This is a genomic window from Shewanella sp. cp20 (assembly GCF_000832025.1).
Taxonomy (GTDB): Bacteria; Pseudomonadota; Gammaproteobacteria; order Enterobacterales; family Shewanellaceae; genus Shewanella.
The window spans coordinates 77347-93992 of sequence record NZ_JPII01000028.1 but is presented as its reverse complement, the minus strand read 5'-3'; the positions used below and the strand labels follow the sequence as shown (position 1 = coordinate 93992).

The following is a 16646-nucleotide window of genomic DNA, read 5'->3' as shown; positions in this document are numbered from 1 at the left end:
CTTATTTATGAGCGCACTTTTTAGAGGTCTTAATCAGCTACAGCACTGCGATTCTTAACCACAGCGCTCTCCACCGCACCCCTCTGAACCGCAGACCGTTTAACCACAGACCACTTAACCACAGTGCTCTTAACCTTGAGCCCCCTTACCCTTTAGCCGTCTTCCCCTTTAACACTTTTGGTCTTAAGCAGCTGCACCATCATCAGCACCACGCCGCCAAACACGCTAAAAGAAGCGACCGCCAGGAAGGGGTCCACCACCTCCAGCGCCACAAACTCGCCGTAAAGCAGAAACAGGCCGATCGCCACCCCTAGGGTGCCCAGCTGATGCAGCCAAAATTGCGCCATGACCAATCGCCCATTGTGGCACCCCGAGGATGCCTCGAGCCACAGGCGATAGCACAGTGCGTAACTAAAGGAGACCAGAAAGCCTATCATCATAATATGGGCATGGGTCACTAGTTGACCATGGTCGTGAGAAGCGGCCATGTAGAGGCCTAACATCAGCCCGAGCAGGGCGTAGCTAAAAGCCGTTAAAAGATACCGTCTATCCATCAGAATCACTCCGTCAGCGCCTAAACGCCTACCAACCTATCTACTCAGTTTAGGTCAGCCTGGCTCATCGATGACGACAGACGGCATAATTACCGCTTTGTAGCAAATTGTAACCTTTTAAAAAACATAATAAACAGTATGTTAGGAAATGCTGTAACAATAACTATTCATAGGCTATTGAGCCGAACTACACTCAGCCCATATGATTGTCACATAAGAATAACAATAGTCTACGGGCCCCAGTGAATGACCAATCTCAGCTATCAGATAGGCGGATGCGAATTAGACTGCAAGTTGATGTCGTTAAAACATGCAGACAACAGCATAAAACTCTCCTCTAAAGTCTTCGAACTCCTGATGCTCTTCATCGACAGCCCAGACAATGTGGTATCGCGCCAACAGGCGATCGACAACATCTGGCTTGGCAACGAAGGGGTCGGCAAGAAGGGCTTCACCAACGGCATCTGGGTGCTGAGAAAGACCTTTAAGGAGCTGGGCGTAGACGACGAGGTGTTTAACACCCTTCCCAAACTCGGCTATCAGCTCACCCTCGAGGTGCAGCCTATAGAAAAGCAGGTCTCCTCGGGCAAATCACGCACCTACACTCGCTATGGTGCCATTGCCGCGGTCACTGTTGCCCTGATCCTTTGGCTGTCTCTCAACCACCTCGGGACAGAGCCCCCCAAAATGAAACCTGAGGCAGACCTAAGCAGGCAGGCTAAACTCAAGGTGACCAACTACGGCGGGGTCGAGGAACATATCGCCGTCTCCCATGACGGCCAGCGAATGGCGATGCAGTGGCGAGACAACTCCCTGAGCGGCAAGATCTATATCAAGGAGCTTAACCAGGCCGACGCGCCATTGACCCTTATCTCTTTCGAGAACAACGAAGAGGCCTCGCCCGCCTGGTCCCACTCAGATGAGAAGCTCGCCTACGTGCGTATCGATCAGCAGGCTGGCTGTCAGATAAGGGTGAGAAACCTTCTGGATAACACAGACCAGCTCATCGCCTCCGACTGCTTCTACATCCCCTATAAGCGCATCGTCTCCTGGTCAGGGGTCGATGATAACCAGCTGATCTACGCCAAGAAGATGCAGGATCGTGTGGCCCTGATGGCCTACCGTTTCGACACAAATCTGCACCAGCAGGTCAGCTTTCCTAATAAGAACGAAATTGACTATGCCCCTAAATGGCTCGAAGGGGACAGACAGCTGGCCTTCATCCGCGAGCGGGCGGCGTCCAACCTGCTCAGCCTGGTGTTACAGGACGGCGCGGGGCTGGAACATGAGTTGATCCAAAACAGCCCCAGCATAGTCGACTTCGACTACTCGGCCCGGGAGCAGCTGTTTTATGTCAACAATGTCGACGGGGCGGCGGCCATCATCTCCCGGATTCGTGCCGACGGCAGCCAGCTTGCCCCGCTGGCACAACCTGGGCTCCCCAGCAGCATCAGCTTGTCTGACAACAACGCCATGCTCTACGTGACCGAGCATATCTCCAAGGAATATATCACCCAGCAGGCCTATGATGACGGCAAGCAGCTGAGGCGTATCTCCTCCTCTTCCCGCGACATGTATGGCAAATATGCCAAGACTAATGACAATATCCTGTTTCTCTCCAACCGCTCCGCGCTCTGGTCTATCTGGCGCAACAATAAGGTGAGCAGTAAAGACATTACCCACACCCTGGGCAATGTCGGTGTCGCCGCCGTCTCACCTGTGAGCACAGATTTTGCGGTCAATATCATCACAGATACCGGGCAGACCCTCTACATAGGCAACATGGAATCGGAAAGTTATCGCGCCATAGATACTCAGGGGATCGAGGCCGACAACCTAAGCTGGTCCGCCGACGGCAACTCGCTCTACTTCAAGGGCTTTGCTAAAGAAAACAATGGCATCTACAAATTGAATGTCAGATCCGGCGCCCTGGAACTGATAACTCAGCAGCAGGCCGTCTATGCCATCGAAGGCCAGGATGCCAACCATCTCTATCTGTCAAAATTTGACCAGGACGGCATCTGGCATCTGGACCGCACCATGGACAAGATGACCCTGGTCACCGACAAGTTAGCCAAGTATGACTATGGCGCCTTCTACTTTGAACAGGGTTATCTCTACTTCTTGAGCCGCGACGCCAAGCGCGATGCCGTCATGCGCATCGACCTTGCTGCCGCCGAGCAAACGCCTGAGATGGTGCAGCAATTTCCGCCAGATGCCGTACGCAAATTTTTTGGCCTCTCGCCGGCAGATGGCCACTCCTTTTTGGTCACGCTAAAGCTGGCCAACGAGGCCGATGTCTACGGCTATAAGCTCATGACAAAATAGGCTTAACTATTTGATCTAATTTAGATTAGATGTTTTTTAGAGATAAATAATACCCCCGTAGAGCAAAAAACGGCGAATAATCGAGACGCCCTTCGTTGTGCGCCTATTACCTTCACGTTATTAAATTGTGACAGTCAACATCCATTGACTCGAAGCACACAATAACAAGAAGGAAAGGACATGAAATTTACCAAATGCACCCTAGCATTGTGCGTCTCGACCGCCATTCTCTCGACGGCCCTACAGGCCAAGACAGAATCAGTCGCCGCCTTCGGTGCCGAGCAGGCACAGACCAAGGGAACCTATACTTTCTCACTAGAGCAAACTGCAAGCAGCGCAGGCCTACAGCAACTCGATGCTGATCAAGTACTCAAACAGCAAGCCCTGCTCCTGGCACAGATAAAGGCCATAGATCCACAGGCGCGCTTGGTTGGCAGCACACATCTGCTGGCCAACACCATGACCCTCGAAGTGCAAAACAGTGCCCTGGCAGAAATTCGCAAGCTAACTGGCATAGAGCATACCTTCTACGATCAAAAAGTTGAGACAATTCAAAAGACGGCTCGCAGCACAACGCAAAGCCTGGGCGTGATGGCGGACGAGGAAGTCAGCCTGATGCAGGCCTACACGGGCAAAGACACGGCTGGCACAGGCGTTAGCGTCGCCATCATCTCTACCGGCATCGACTATACCCTGCCAATCTTCGGCGGCTCGGGGGTATACGGTGAAGACAACGACCCCGAGACACCACCGCCAGCAGGCAGCTACCTCGAGGCCCTGGAAAATGGTGCCATCGAATACACTGGTTTCCCGACGGCCGTGGTCGCCGGAGGCTGGGACTTTGCTAGCGAGAATTACGGCAACGATGCCAACCCCATAGATCAAAACCTCAGCTATGAGTCTTGGAATGGCTGGGTCTACCCCACAGGCATGGGAACGGAACTGGCGAGTATCGTGCACCAACTCGCCCCGGGCGCCAAGCTACACGCCTACAAAGTCTACAACGTCTCGGATAATAACGGTTACGTATCGGCCACTGGGCCAAACATGTCAAAGATAGTTCAGGCACTCGAACATGCCCTTGACCCTAACCAAGACGGCGACACCAGCGATCATCTGGATATTGCGCTGATCGAAGCCGGCGGTGCGGCTACCTTCTTCGACATAGATGGCAACGCATCACCAAGCCTGATGCAGCTGTTGATCGAGCGGGTATCGGCTCAAGGGTTAACCGTGGTGACTCATGCGGGCGAGCTAGGACAATATTCGACCTATGGCGATGCCCAGGCTAAACATAGACACTGGATCTCCTCAGAAGGTAGCTCCACATCGGCCATCACAGTCGGCGCCGTCAATTACGGCGACGATGGCGAGACCCTGGTTGTCCCAGACTGGGCGCCTATGGGACCGGTTCGCGGCTCTGGGGCCCTCAAGCCAGAAATCGTCACCATGAGCGACAACCAAACCGTCGCCAAGATCTCTAACCCGGATGAGACAGCGCCTAGACTCGGCAGTCGCTCGGGGGCAATGACGGCGGCAGCACGTATCGCCGCGGCAGCAGCGGTGATCAAGAGCCAGCATCCAAGTTTTGGCCCGGCCGAAATCAAAGCGCTATTAGCCAACACCGCCAATCTTGAGCCTATCTTAGAAAGCGATGGCATGACCCCGGCAGAACTCTATTCTATGGGTCATGGTGTTGAAAACCTGACAAACGCCGTTGCCTCGCCGATAGTCGCCTGGGAGACCAGTAGCAATCAGCCGTATGTGCAGTTCGGCATGCACGAAGTCGCCCAGACCAAGACACTCAATAAGCGCATCACACTCAAGAATGTGTCGGACACCACTCAGACTTACCAGGTCGCCTATAAGATGACCGGCGAGAAGGCCGCCCATGAAGCCCTGAGCTTTAACTTGCCTGAGACGGTGAACATTCCCGCCCATTCGAGCGTGATTCTTCCCATCACCATCACCATCGATGGCGGCAAACTGCCCCAATGGCCACTTGTCGGTACCGGCGATCATACCGATGCCAACCTAAGAGCCACCGAGCTTAACGGCTACATCAGCCTCACCTCAGAATCAAACCCTGAGATCAACCTGGGTTGGATGGTCAAGGCACGTAACAGCACGCATATTACCAAACACCCGATTGCAACCGAATTTCCCACCTACCTAGGTTATAATCCGGACATTGGACAAACAGAGTGGAATCACCTGAACTGGGCGCGTAAACACTACCCTGATGATGAGTATGGTTCAGCGGGCTACCAAGGCTATGTCGCCTCTTTTGTCAACGAATCTGCGACCGAAACAACCTTTCAGGCTTATCCGCTCATTTTGCAGAATCGCACACTCCCCGATGACATAAAAAACCTCAAGGGCCACAAGATAAAAGCAGTCGGTGGTGGGATTTTCGATGACGCCCAATGCGCCGTAACCGGCAAAAAACTCAACATTGCCGTCAGCCTGCATGACAGGGCAGACGTCGCACTGGCGAACTATTTCGACAGAGGTGTACAACTGTTTTTCTACGACCTGTTTTACGAGTCTATGGTGTTGGAAAATGGTTGGGACAAGAGCTTTGAAGGCGCCTCTATTTGGGATGACGCGCAGCGAGTCAACCAGCCCTTCGTAACCCTGAACGACAAGGGGCAACCGACCACCTATGTCATCGATTACAACAAGGCCTACGACTATACCAACCCGACCGGGCGCTACAAAGAATCTTCGCTGCCGACCTATTTTGCCAACAATGGTAAAAATGTGGTCTCACAGGTCTGCCTAGAGGATATGTTCCATCACGAACTCGACAGCGTGGAAGACTTCGACCAAAACTTCGGTTTTCACATTCAAACCGACCGCCATACAGGCACAGAGCAATACCAGCCTATCACACAGTTTAACCCCATCAGGGGCGGCAGCTATGTGGTAGAGCAGTCCTGCTACTTCGATTGGTTCACAGGCGAAGAAATATGTAGCGAGACCGCTAATGACCGCTCTTTAAAAGTTGGCTTTGCACCTATGGCCGAGGGTAAGCCTGTGAGTGAGCTCGACTTTAGCCAAACCTACACCGCGCAGCCAGGCGAGCAGATCTATATCGCCTCGGCCGGTGCCCCCGAATCATTCGGCTTTGGCGGTCCTGCTGAAGCGCCCAAAGGCTTCATGGTGGTCAGCCTTAACGATGATTTCATGCAGATCGGCTACAACACTTACCTCGATGAGGACGGTTCCGTCGTTGCGAAAGCCGAGGCGGGACAGCAGTTTAACGTCGACGAAAATGCCGAAGTAGGCACCATTGTTGGCCAGATCGCCATGGACACCCAAGGCTTCTACACCATTGGCAGTTCCAAATACTCAACGTATGAACTGCACATCACCAACACGCTTATCGGCACACCATTTGCCATCAATCAGGAGACCTTCGAACTCTATGTCGTTAACCCTGATGCGCTGGATTTCGAAAACAACCGCGAATTCGAGCTCAAGATCACCCCGCAGCAGGGCAACAGCATAGGCGAGACCGAAACCCTAACCGTTGTGGTCAATGACGTTAACGATGTCGCGCCACAACTCAATGAAGAGGTTGCGGCATCGCTGAGTCTGGCACCACTCACCTTCAAATCGGGTCAGGCCGCCAGCTTCAGCCTGGATATTGCCGGTCTGTTCAACGATGTCGAAGGTAACAGCATAAGCTATCAGGTCGAAGGTGCTAGCTTCTCGGCGCTGTCTATCAGCGGCACCCAGATCACGGGGCAGGTGGATAGCGAAGGTCGTCATCCACTGACCATTATCGCTTCTGACGGCGTGCATCAGGTCACTCATACCATTGAGCTTGACGCCAGCCAAGAACCAGAGAGTGACGGTGGCGCCCTGAGCTGGCTATCACTCCTGCTGGGGCTGACAGCCATGGCTCGTCGCCGCCAGGCATCATCTAAGTAAACACCAGTTTGGGATAGCCGAGTGTGGCTATCCCACTTTCGCTACTATTTAGGTATTCAAATGAAATCAAGTCGTAGAAATTTGTTACTGAGTGCATTAACGGCTGCCATCGCCTGCGCAAGCTATGCCGATGACACTAAGCCGGTGCAAACCATCATTCCCGGCCAAGAAAAACTCAAACTCGAACGCGCCGACAAACAACGCAGCGACGACATGTACTTCGTCCGCTTCAAACAGAGCCCCGTCGCCAGCTATGATGGCTCGCTCAAAGGCTTTGCCGCCACTAATATTCAGATAAATAAGGCAAACAAGCAGGCATCTGGCCTGTTAAACAGCCACTCTGAGGCCAGCCTGCAGTACAGGGGGTACCTAAAACAGCAGCAGGCAGACACCATACAGAGACTCAGCGGCAAGCTCGACCGCGTGCTCAAACCCACCCACGACTACCAGCTTGTGGTCAACGCCATGGCGGTAAAACTCAAGCCGGGTGAGGCCAGCATCATTGCCAAAGACCCCTCGGTTGTGAGCGTCGAGCCCATCGATCTGCACTATATTCAGACCTCCACAGGCCCCGAGTTTATCGGTGCCAAACAGGTCTGGCTAGGTGATAGTCAAAATGCCGGGACCCAAGGCGAAGGGGTTATCGTCGGCGTCATAGACTCGGGCATTAACGCCAATCACCCCTCCTTTGCCGAGGTGGGCGCCGATGGTTATCGTCACATAAATCCGCTGGGCGACGGCCAATACCTAGGCGACTGCATCCAATACAGCCAGTTTTGTAACGGCAAGCTCATCGGCATCGTCAGTTATCCCGAGTTAGTACAACATCGTCTCGACACCGCGGATAACCTAGAGGATCCCAGCTACGACGACTTAGAGAACAAGACAAAGGTTGGCTACGACTTTAATGGTCACGGTTCTCATGTGGCCTCTACTGCGGCGGGCAACATACTGCATAACGTCAACTACTACCTCAATGTTCAGGAAGATGACAACACGGTTATTGCAGAGAAGAGCGCCTTCGAATTCGATGCCATCAGCGGCGTAGCGCCCCATGCCAACCTGGTGTCATACCAGGTCTGTGACGATAAAGGCGCCTGCTACCCCGAATTTACCATCAAGGCGATTGAGCATGCCATCGAGAACGGCGTGCAGGTACTCAACTATTCAGTGGGCGGCTCCGCAAGAGATCCCTGGTCTTCCATCGACGCCGAATCCTTCCTCAATGCTCGCGAGGCCGGTATTCATGTCGCCGTGGCCGCGGGTAACGCAGGCCCAAGCGCCAGCACCATAGGCTCGCCGGGCAACGCCCCCTGGGTCACTACGGTCGCGGCCTACACCCACGACTTAGCCTTTAAAACCAAACAGTTAACCGGCATGGTCGGTGGCGACACGCCTCCCGGCAACATGACGGGCTATGGCGTCACCCAAGGCATCACTGCACCTGTCGTCTTGGCGGCCAGTGTTGATCCTGACAATGCCATGTGCACCGAGCCCTTCGGCGAGGGGAGCTTTAACGGTGAAATTGTGGTCTGTGAGCGCGGCGAGAACGCCAGGGTCCGCAAGGGGATCAATGTTAAAGTCGGCGGCGCCGGCGGCATGATCTTGATTAATATGTCTGGTGGTGCCGACACGCTCAACCATGACAATCATGTATTACCTGCCATCCACCTGAATGCCGATGACGGTGAGCTTCTCACCCAATGGCTAGCGAGTGGTGAGGGTCATCGGGCGACCATTGAAGCCACACAGACCACCAGAGATCCGAGTCTTGGCGATATCGCAGGGGCATTTACCTCACGCGGCCCTAACCTGCCCTACACCAACATCTTCTCGCCAGATATCGCCGCCCCAGGCGTCAACATCTACGCCGCCAATGCCGAAGACAGAGTGTTTAGCGGACAAACAGGCCATATTCCTTTCGCCAGCCTGTCAGGCACTTCCATGGCAACCCCGCATGTGACGGGCGCCTTTGCCCTGCTCAAGGCCGTGCATCCAGATTGGACACCGGCCCAGGCGCAGTCGGCCATCATGAGCACAGCCCATCAAACCACCCATAAGGATGATGACTATGATGGCGTCGCGCAGCGCTCCGACTTCTTCGACCAGGGCGCGGGCAGCCTGCGTATCAACCAGGCGTTAAAGGCCGGTCTGCTGCTGGACATCAACAAGCAGGAGTACCTGGATGCCAACCCAGAAATGGGCGGCGACCCGACCCACCTCAACACCAGCTCTATGGTGCAAAACCAGTGTATCTCTAACTGCACCTGGACTCGCACCGTCACCGCAACCCAGGCAAGCAGCTGGAGCACAACGTACGAATACCTCAACCCAGGCTTCACCCTGGAGGTGACTCCGGCGAGTTTCTCACTCAACGCCGGCGAGTCTCAGGTATTGACCATCAAGGCGACCGCCAACATCAACTTGGTGGACGAGTGGGTGCACGGCTATATCAAGCTTAACAATGCTGACGCCAGCATGAGCGATACCCATCTGCAGGCCACCATAGGCTTCAAGGCCGGACAGGTTGCCGAGGAGGTGAGCGCCGAGCTTAATAATGTCGATAACAGCATAGCCATTGAAGATGTGTATACCTCAGGCAGTAAGGCCCTGCAAAGCCGAGGCTTCGGTCTGTTTAAGGCACAATCCTTTACCGGCAGCGCCATCGGCTCCTCCAACGATACCGAGCGCAACAGCCCACACTCTAACCCTGAGGTGATCTTCAGCGTGCCGACCGTGGTCAAGCCATACACCAAACGCCTGGTGGTTGAGATCACCGACAGCACCTCGCCCGACATGGATCTCTATGTGGGTATCGACGATGACAACGACGGCATGCCAAATGCCTATGAGATGTTCTACTCACTGCTTTGCATCAGCGGAGAGGTGGACTCCAAGGAGCGCTGTATCATCGACAACCCACCCTCTGGCAACTACTGGATCTTTGCCCACAACTACGAGGGTACGGTAGAAGATGAGGCCGACGAGGTGACCCTGGAGATCACCCATGTTGGCTACAGCAACCAGGCCAGCTTCGACATCGAGGCGCCAACCCAGGTGGCTCAGGACGAACGTTTCGACATCAACCTGACCGTCAACGGCTATCTGGACGACAGCCAGACGCTGCAGCCCCTGGAGCAAGATGCCACCTACTATGGTCTGCTGGAGCTAGGCACTACGCCGGATCTTAAGCGCAACATAGGCGCGACCCTGATCAAGGTAAAAGGCCTCGCCCCGGTAGAGGTACCGCTTAACACGGCGCCTGTGGTAGCCAATGCCATCGCCGATATTACGACTCAGCTCAGCCCCCAGGGCGGTGTTGTGGTCAGCGTCGATCTCAGCGAGGTATTTAGCGATCCCGAGGGCGATGCACTCACGCTGTCGGCTACGGGTGTCGAAGGCATAACCCTCTCGGGAACCCAGCTTGAGGTGAGCTTCACCAGCAGCGGCGAGTACCCAATCATAGTCACTGCCAGCGACGGCGAGTTTGAGACCAACACCCAATTCATGGTCAAAGTGGCAGCGGCGCCTTTGCCACCTGTCGAGCCACCAAGTGAGTCGACAGGTGGCGGTGCCCTTGGCCTGTACGCCTTACTGACCTTGCTGCTTCTTGGCAGAGGTCGCAGACAGTACGCATAGTCACAATGACTTGAGCTTTCCATTGGCTAACAGGGACGTTAGCCAATGTTTTTCTCCTCCCTTCCTCACTCTCCGTTTCACCTCAGGACTCTCACCTAAAAAATCATGAAAATCACAACTATACTGGTTGCATAACATCGGTGGGCGGGTCGACTCCATCTGCTTTGTCATTGGCGCTATCTTCAATTCTTACACTGATCAGCTAACAAGGAAGGTTCAATGGAAACAGTTCAATCTCAATTTACAAGTAGCGGATGTCGCCAGTGTGCCAATAATCCTGGTCTCGATTTTGATTTCACTATGGCATTCCAGCCAATCGTCGATATCGCCAAGCAAAAGGTATTTGGTTATGAAGCCCTGGTGCGCGGCCCCAATAACGAGGCCGCCTATTCGGTGATCTCAAGGGTGAATGACGACAACCGCTATGCCTTCGATCAATCCTGTCGAGTAAAGGCTATCGCACTGGCGGCCAAGCTAAATCTGCAATCCATATTAAGCATTAACTTCCTGCCCAACGCCATCTACCAACCCGAACGTTGCATTCGTACCACTCTGGCGGCCGCAAGGGAGTATGGCTTCCCGACGGAGCGGATCATGTTCGAATTTACCGAATCCGAAAAAATATCCGACAGTGGGCACGTCAAACGCGTAGTGGAATACTACCGGGAACTTGGCTTTATGACCGCCATCGACGACTTTGGCGCCGGCTATGCCGGCTTAGGTCTGCTCGCCAACTTCCAGACCGATCTCATCAAGCTGGACATGGAGCTGATCCGTAACATAGATAGAGACGACACCCGGCAGGTCATAGTGACTCACCTGCTCGGCATCTGCCACCAACTCAAGATAAGATGCCTGGCCGAAGGCATAGAGACACCAGGCGAGATGCAATGGCTTAAAGGTGCAGGCGTTGCGCTTATGCAGGGCTATCTGTTTGCTAAGCCGGGTTTCGAATGCCTACCCGAAGTGGCTTTCCCCTAGACCAACAACCAGACTAATTGACCTTTTCCGTCTGGCAATTAGATTGGCATCAAACGCCCTATGTTGTTAGTGTGACCCTAGATTAGGACGACCCACACTAAGTTAACGACCTAAATTAAAGACGGAAATCTGTTATGCCACGCTTACTTTGCCTGTTAATCGCCATTATTTCACTCGCCACGACACTCACAGTCCAGGGGGCCAACGAGGCCGAGATTGACCCGCCACAGCCCGCCTTGACCCATGCTCAGCAGCCGATTTTAGACAAGCCCCTGGTGGAGCGTTACATACTCGACGAGCTCAAGGCCCTTAGGATGGAGCAGCAAGATCTGGAGCGCCGCCTGACAATCGAGATCACCGACCGGGAGCTGGCGGTGGCCGACAAGTCCCTCAACTATGCCAACGTCACAGTCACCTACTTCTTCTACATCATCGCAGGTGTGGCCTCGCTGATCGCCTTCATCGGCTGGCAGTCCCTCAGGGAGATCAAGACCAACACCGCCAAGCTCGCCGCCGAACAGTTGCAGGCGATCACCGAGCAATATGAGGAGAAGTTCAAGGTGCTCGAGCAAGATCTCAAGCGTAAGAGCCGCATCATCACCAAGAACAATCGCGAGATCGAGATCATCAACGAGATCCACACCCTCTGGCTGCAATCCCAGAGCGCCCAAACCCCGGAGCAGAAGATCGCCGTCTATAACGAGATCCTCACCATACGCCCGGGCGATCTGGAGGCCATGACCTACAAGGCCGATGCGGCCATGGAGATGCGCGAGTTTAACTGGGCCCTCAGCCTGTGTAACCGGGTGCTTGAGGTCGACGGCAGCAACGCCCACGCCCTCTACCAGCGCGCCTGCGCCTTCGCCTGTCTGGGACAGGAAGAGCGCGCCCTGTCTGACCTCGAGCAGGCTATCGAAAACAGCGTCTCCTTCAAGGAGGTCGCCGCCAACGAGGATGACTTCGCCAACCTGAGAAACAACCCAAGGTTTGATCTCTTGATCTCCACCAGCGAGAACTAAATACAGCTAGATATCGGGCACAGCGGCGCACCAACGATAACCTTAAAGGCCTAAAGATGGACCAGAGATGTGCCTTTTCTACATCAGGGCCCATACTTAAATAAGTCATTCATGATACGCCGCCGCGATCTCTGGTCGCGGCGTGTGAGCCGGAGGCCAAGATGTCTCGCATCATCGCCTTTTGTTACGACAGTTTCATGCGCGGGCCCGAGCGGGCCTGCCTCATCGACTGGCGCCGGACGCTGCTCAGCCAAGTCAGTGGCCGCGTGCTGGAGATCGGCGCGGGTACCGGCGCAAGCCTGCCCCTCTATCCCAATGTGCCAGGGCTCGAGCTGGTGTTGACCGAACCCGATGTGGACATGAGACGCCGCCTGGAGCGCGCCGTCGCCGAGCTACCCGATAGCAATATCACAGTGCTGGACTGCCCGGCGGAAGCCCTGGCCTGCGAGGATGAGAGCATCGACTGGGTGTTTGTATCCTTGGTCTGCTGCACCGTGGTGGATCTGCCCACGACACTGGCTGAGATCTGGCGGGTGCTCAAACCTGGCGGTCACCTGCTGTTCCTCGAGCATGTCGCCGCAGAAAAGGGCACCCGCCGGCGACGCTGGCAAGACAGGGTCAACTTCATCTGGCGCCGCATCGCAGGCAACTGCCACCTCAACCGAGAGACGGAGGCGCAGATCCGCCGCGCAGGCTTTCAGATAGAATCGATCACCCGCGAGAGCATGCGTAAGGCGATGCCCCTGGCCCGGCCCACCATACGTGGCGTGGCGCTCAAACCCAAGCTGGCCGGCAACAAGCCCGAAGAGACTCAGACCTCATCGCGATGAATGCGCACCGCGATGCGCCGTGAACCGAAATCTTCCCGCCCCTTGGCAAAGCGTCCCGGCAGCGGCGCGCCGCAATAACGACAGGCCCCCTTCTCATCCAGCGCATATTGCCCCAGCTGATACCAGTCGCGCTCGATAAGGCGTTTGTGACAGCTGGCGCAGTAGGTCGCGTCCGAATCTGGGTCATGCACGTTGCCGCAATACACATAATGCAGGCCATGATTGAGGGCGATACGCCGCGCCCGTTGCAATGTACTCAGGGGCGTCACCGGCTTATCCAACAGCTTAAAGTCGGGATGAAAGGCGCTAAAATGCAGCGGCACATCCGGGCCTAAGTTTTCCACCAGCCACTGGCACATGGCGTTGAGCTCCTGGTCGCTATCGTTCTCGCCGGGGATCAACAAGGTGGTTATCTCAAACCACACCTGGGTCTCCTGCTTAAGATAGAGCAGGGTCTCCAGCACAGGTTGCAGCTGACCATGACAGATCTTGTGATAGAAGGACTCGCTAAAGGCCTTAAGGTCGATATTGGCCGCATCCATATATTGGTAAAACTCGGCACGCGGCGCCTCGCAGATATAACCCGCGCTCACCGCCACGCTCATAAGCCCCAGCTCATGGGCCGCCTGGGCGGCGTCTATGGCGTACTCCATAAACACCACGGGATCGTTATAGGTAAAGGCGAGACTCTTGCAACCATGGCGGCGGGCCGTTGCGGCCAGCTCATCTGGCATGGCGCTATCGCACAGGGTGTCCATCTGCCGCGACTTACTCATGTCCCAATTTTGGCAAAACAGGCAGCTCAGGTTACAACCCGCGGTACCAAAACTCAGCACGCTGGAGCCCGGGTAGAAATGGTTCAGGGGTTTCTTCTCGATAGGGTCGATGCAGAAGCCTGATGAGCGGCCATAACTGGTCAGCACTATCTCTCCTTGATGGTGCATGCGCACGAAACAGGCACCGCGTTTGCCCTCTCGCAGGGTGCACTTGCGCGGACAGACATCACAGCAGACACGCCCATCGTCTAAGGCATGCCAATATTGGGTGGGAAAATATCTCGGCGGCGTTTGATTCATGGCGCGATCCCCCTGCCGATGGCCTACACTGAAAGTATAGTTGAGCACCGCTCGGGAGAGAGCCATGAGGTACAGAGAACCCGCGGTTGCCGGGCGTTTTTATCCCGATAACCCTGGTGATTTAATACAGCAGATCGCCAGTTATTTTGACCAGCCGAGCCATAGCACTATCGTCCCCAAGGCCATCATCGCCCCCCATGCCGGTTATTTCTATTCCGGCGCCATTGCCGCAGCCGCCTATCGCCTGCTGGCCAACAAAAAGCCAGCCTATAACAAAGTCTTGCTACTAGGGCCGAGTCACTACGTCGGCCTCAGGGGCGCCGCCCTGCCCCGCAGCGACCGCTTTATCACCCCCATGGGCGAGGTCGCCATCGACCGCGAGTTGGTTGAGGCCCTGCTCTATCAAAGGTTAGCCATAGAATCAGATACCGCCCATCAGCAGGAACATGCGCTGGAGGTCCAGCTCCCCCTGCTGCAATACTGCCTATCAGATTTTAGCCTGATACCCGTGGTGGTCGGCGACTCTGGCAGCGAGGCGATCAGCAAGTTGATTAAGGCCACCCTGAGCTATGCCCCCGATAGGCCCGCGCCCCTGGTCGTCGTCAGCAGCGATCTCAGCCACTACCACCCCTATCCTCTGGCTAATCGCCTCGACCAGGAGACCCGCAGCACAATTCTGGCTCTAGATACCCACTTGACGTCCCAGCAGGCCTGCGGCTGTCATGCCATCAACGGCCTGCTCGACTATGGCAAACAACAGGGCTGGCAGATCCAATGTGTCAGCCACGCAAACTCGGGCGATATCATGGCGCACAATGAACATCGCGCCCCCAGAGACAACGAAGAGGTCGTCGGCTATGCCAGTTTCGTCCTCTATTGAACTCAGCACCGGCGATAAGGCCTGCCTGCTCGATCTGATATGGCAGGTGATAGACCAGGGGCTAACCCGAGGCCGCCTAGTGCTGCCACAGCCGCCGGAAAGTGAGGCCCTTCTGACGCCAGCGGCCTGCTTCGTCACCCTGCACAAAGCCGGCGAACTCAGAGGCTGCATAGGCAGGGTGGATGCCAGCGATCCCCTATGGCAATGCGCCTGCGAAAATGCCTATAGCGCCGCCTTTAAGGATCGCCGCTTTGCCCCGCTACAAGATGACGAGCGCGACGCCCTCAGCCTAGAGATCTCCATCCTCTCGCCCCTCGTCCCCATAGACAATCAGGGCGAAGGCGCACTGCGATCCACGCTACGCCCCAATGTCGATGGCTTACTGATGGATGACGGCCAGCGCCGCGCCCTGTTTCTGCCGTCGGTATGGCAGAGCCTGCCCGCCCCCAGGGACTTTGTCGATGCCCTGAAACAGAAAGGCGGCTGGCCACAGGATTATTGGCGTGACACCATCACGCTGCATAGGTTTACCACTGAGGTGATTTCGTCATGACCTTCTGCGCTGCTTTGGCCAAGCAGCAGTTGGCGTGGCCGGGGGTTAGCATCTGGCGAATTGCCTATTAGGTGAGAGGGTTGAAGGTCGCACCTTCATGGCTATCTATCGCCTGCCCGGCGGGGGAATATGGAGACACGTTGTAATTAGTGTCCGAATAATTGAATGCGGGCGCATAGCGTCACAGCCGTTAATTAAGTGGATTTGAAGGTCGAACCTTCATTGTTACTTAACGCCTGCTCAGCGGGGATGGCGGACATTGTGGTTAATGTCAGAAAAACTAAGTGTTAACGCTTCACGTCGTGGTCTTTGACGAAGTGGATTTGAAGGTCGAACCTTCGCTGCAATTTATAGCCTGCGGCTCGCTTATGTGCAGATACATCTGCTACACGCCGTAAATACTTCCCTGTAGGCTCGACGATGGCATCCCTGCCATCGACGTCCGCAGATGCATCTACACTTGGTGTCTAACGTCTCTTCGATTTGGCGTCTAGTTTGTCGATTGAGAGGCAGCATTTGGCCGGATTTGTGTTTACAAGATATTTGAAGGTCGAACCTTCGCTGTAATTTATAGCCAGCGGTGGTGATATTCAGGGATTTACGAATGTCGCGACAACAGGGATGTAATGAAGCAACCTTATGTGCAGATGCATCTACACTCGGTGTCTAACTTCTCTTCGATTTAGCCTCGTCGAGTACGGATTAAGACAAGCTATTGTTTTGATGCAAAAAGGGCACAATAAATGAGATATGACATGTTGATTGCAGCCAACCAGCTAGATAGAAATGTAACCACTTAAGCGCAGAGCTAGGCAAACTCGAATCAAACATAGAGCATACCAATCTG

10 protein-coding genes are annotated in these 16646 nt (G+C 55.0%); 8 read left to right on the top strand and 2 right to left on the bottom strand.

What is annotated here, in order from left to right:
• Positions 1–152: 152 nt before the first annotated feature.
• Complete coding sequence (locus DB48_RS10620) at positions 153–554, bottom strand: hypothetical protein (RefSeq protein ID WP_041510260.1); 402 nt, start codon at positions 552–554, stop codon at positions 153–155.
• A 246-nt stretch (positions 555–800) separates the two neighbouring features.
• Between DB48_RS10620 and DB48_RS10615 the strand changes: the two genes are divergently transcribed.
• From DB48_RS10615 to DB48_RS10590, 6 genes are all read left to right on the top strand, one after another.
• Entirely contained in the window at positions 801–2882 is a 2082-nt protein-coding gene (locus DB48_RS10615) for a winged helix-turn-helix domain-containing protein (protein ID WP_041510259.1), read from the top strand.
• Positions 2883–3062: 180 nt separating this feature from the next.
• The gene (locus DB48_RS10610; RefSeq protein WP_041510258.1) at positions 3063–6821 is read left to right on the top strand and encodes a S8 family serine peptidase; all 3759 of its coding nucleotides are present in this window, start codon (positions 3063–3065) and stop codon (positions 6819–6821) included.
• 60 nt (positions 6822–6881) lie between these two features.
• A complete protein-coding gene (locus tag DB48_RS10605) occupies positions 6882–10460 on the top strand; it encodes a S8 family serine peptidase (RefSeq protein WP_041510257.1) in 3579 nt (1192 codons plus the stop codon).
• Between the two features lie 219 nt (positions 10461–10679).
• The gene (locus DB48_RS10600; protein WP_041510256.1) at positions 10680–11441 is read left to right on the top strand and encodes an EAL domain-containing protein; all 762 of its coding nucleotides are present in this window, start codon (positions 10680–10682) and stop codon (positions 11439–11441) included.
• Positions 11442–11575: 134 nt separating this feature from the next.
• A complete protein-coding gene (locus DB48_RS10595) occupies positions 11576–12460 on the top strand; it encodes a tetratricopeptide repeat protein (RefSeq protein WP_041510255.1) in 885 nt (294 codons plus the stop codon).
• Positions 12461–12621: 161 nt separating this feature from the next.
• Entirely contained in the window at positions 12622–13290 is a 669-nt protein-coding gene (locus tag DB48_RS10590) for a class I SAM-dependent methyltransferase (RefSeq protein ID WP_041510254.1), read from the top strand.
• Here DB48_RS10590 and amrS read toward each other — a convergent pair.
• Positions 13272–14366, bottom strand: coding sequence for an AmmeMemoRadiSam system radical SAM enzyme (gene amrS / locus DB48_RS10585; RefSeq protein ID WP_041510253.1), 1095 nt, complete (start codon positions 14364–14366; stop codon positions 13272–13274). The two genes, DB48_RS10590 and amrS, sit on opposite strands and share 19 nt — an antisense overlap.
• 64 nt (positions 14367–14430) lie before the next feature.
• Between amrS and amrB the strand changes: the two genes are divergently transcribed.
• Together amrB and amrA are read left to right on the top strand one after the other, a co-directional pair.
• Complete coding sequence (amrB, locus tag DB48_RS10580) at positions 14431–15246, top strand: AmmeMemoRadiSam system protein B (protein WP_041510252.1); 816 nt, start codon at positions 14431–14433, stop codon at positions 15244–15246.
• The gene (amrA, locus tag DB48_RS10575) at positions 15224–15799 is read left to right on the top strand and encodes an AmmeMemoRadiSam system protein A (protein WP_041510251.1); all 576 of its coding nucleotides are present in this window, start codon (positions 15224–15226) and stop codon (positions 15797–15799) included. Before amrB ends, amrA begins: the two co-directional genes overlap by 23 nt.
• Positions 15800–16646: the final 847 nt, after the last annotated feature.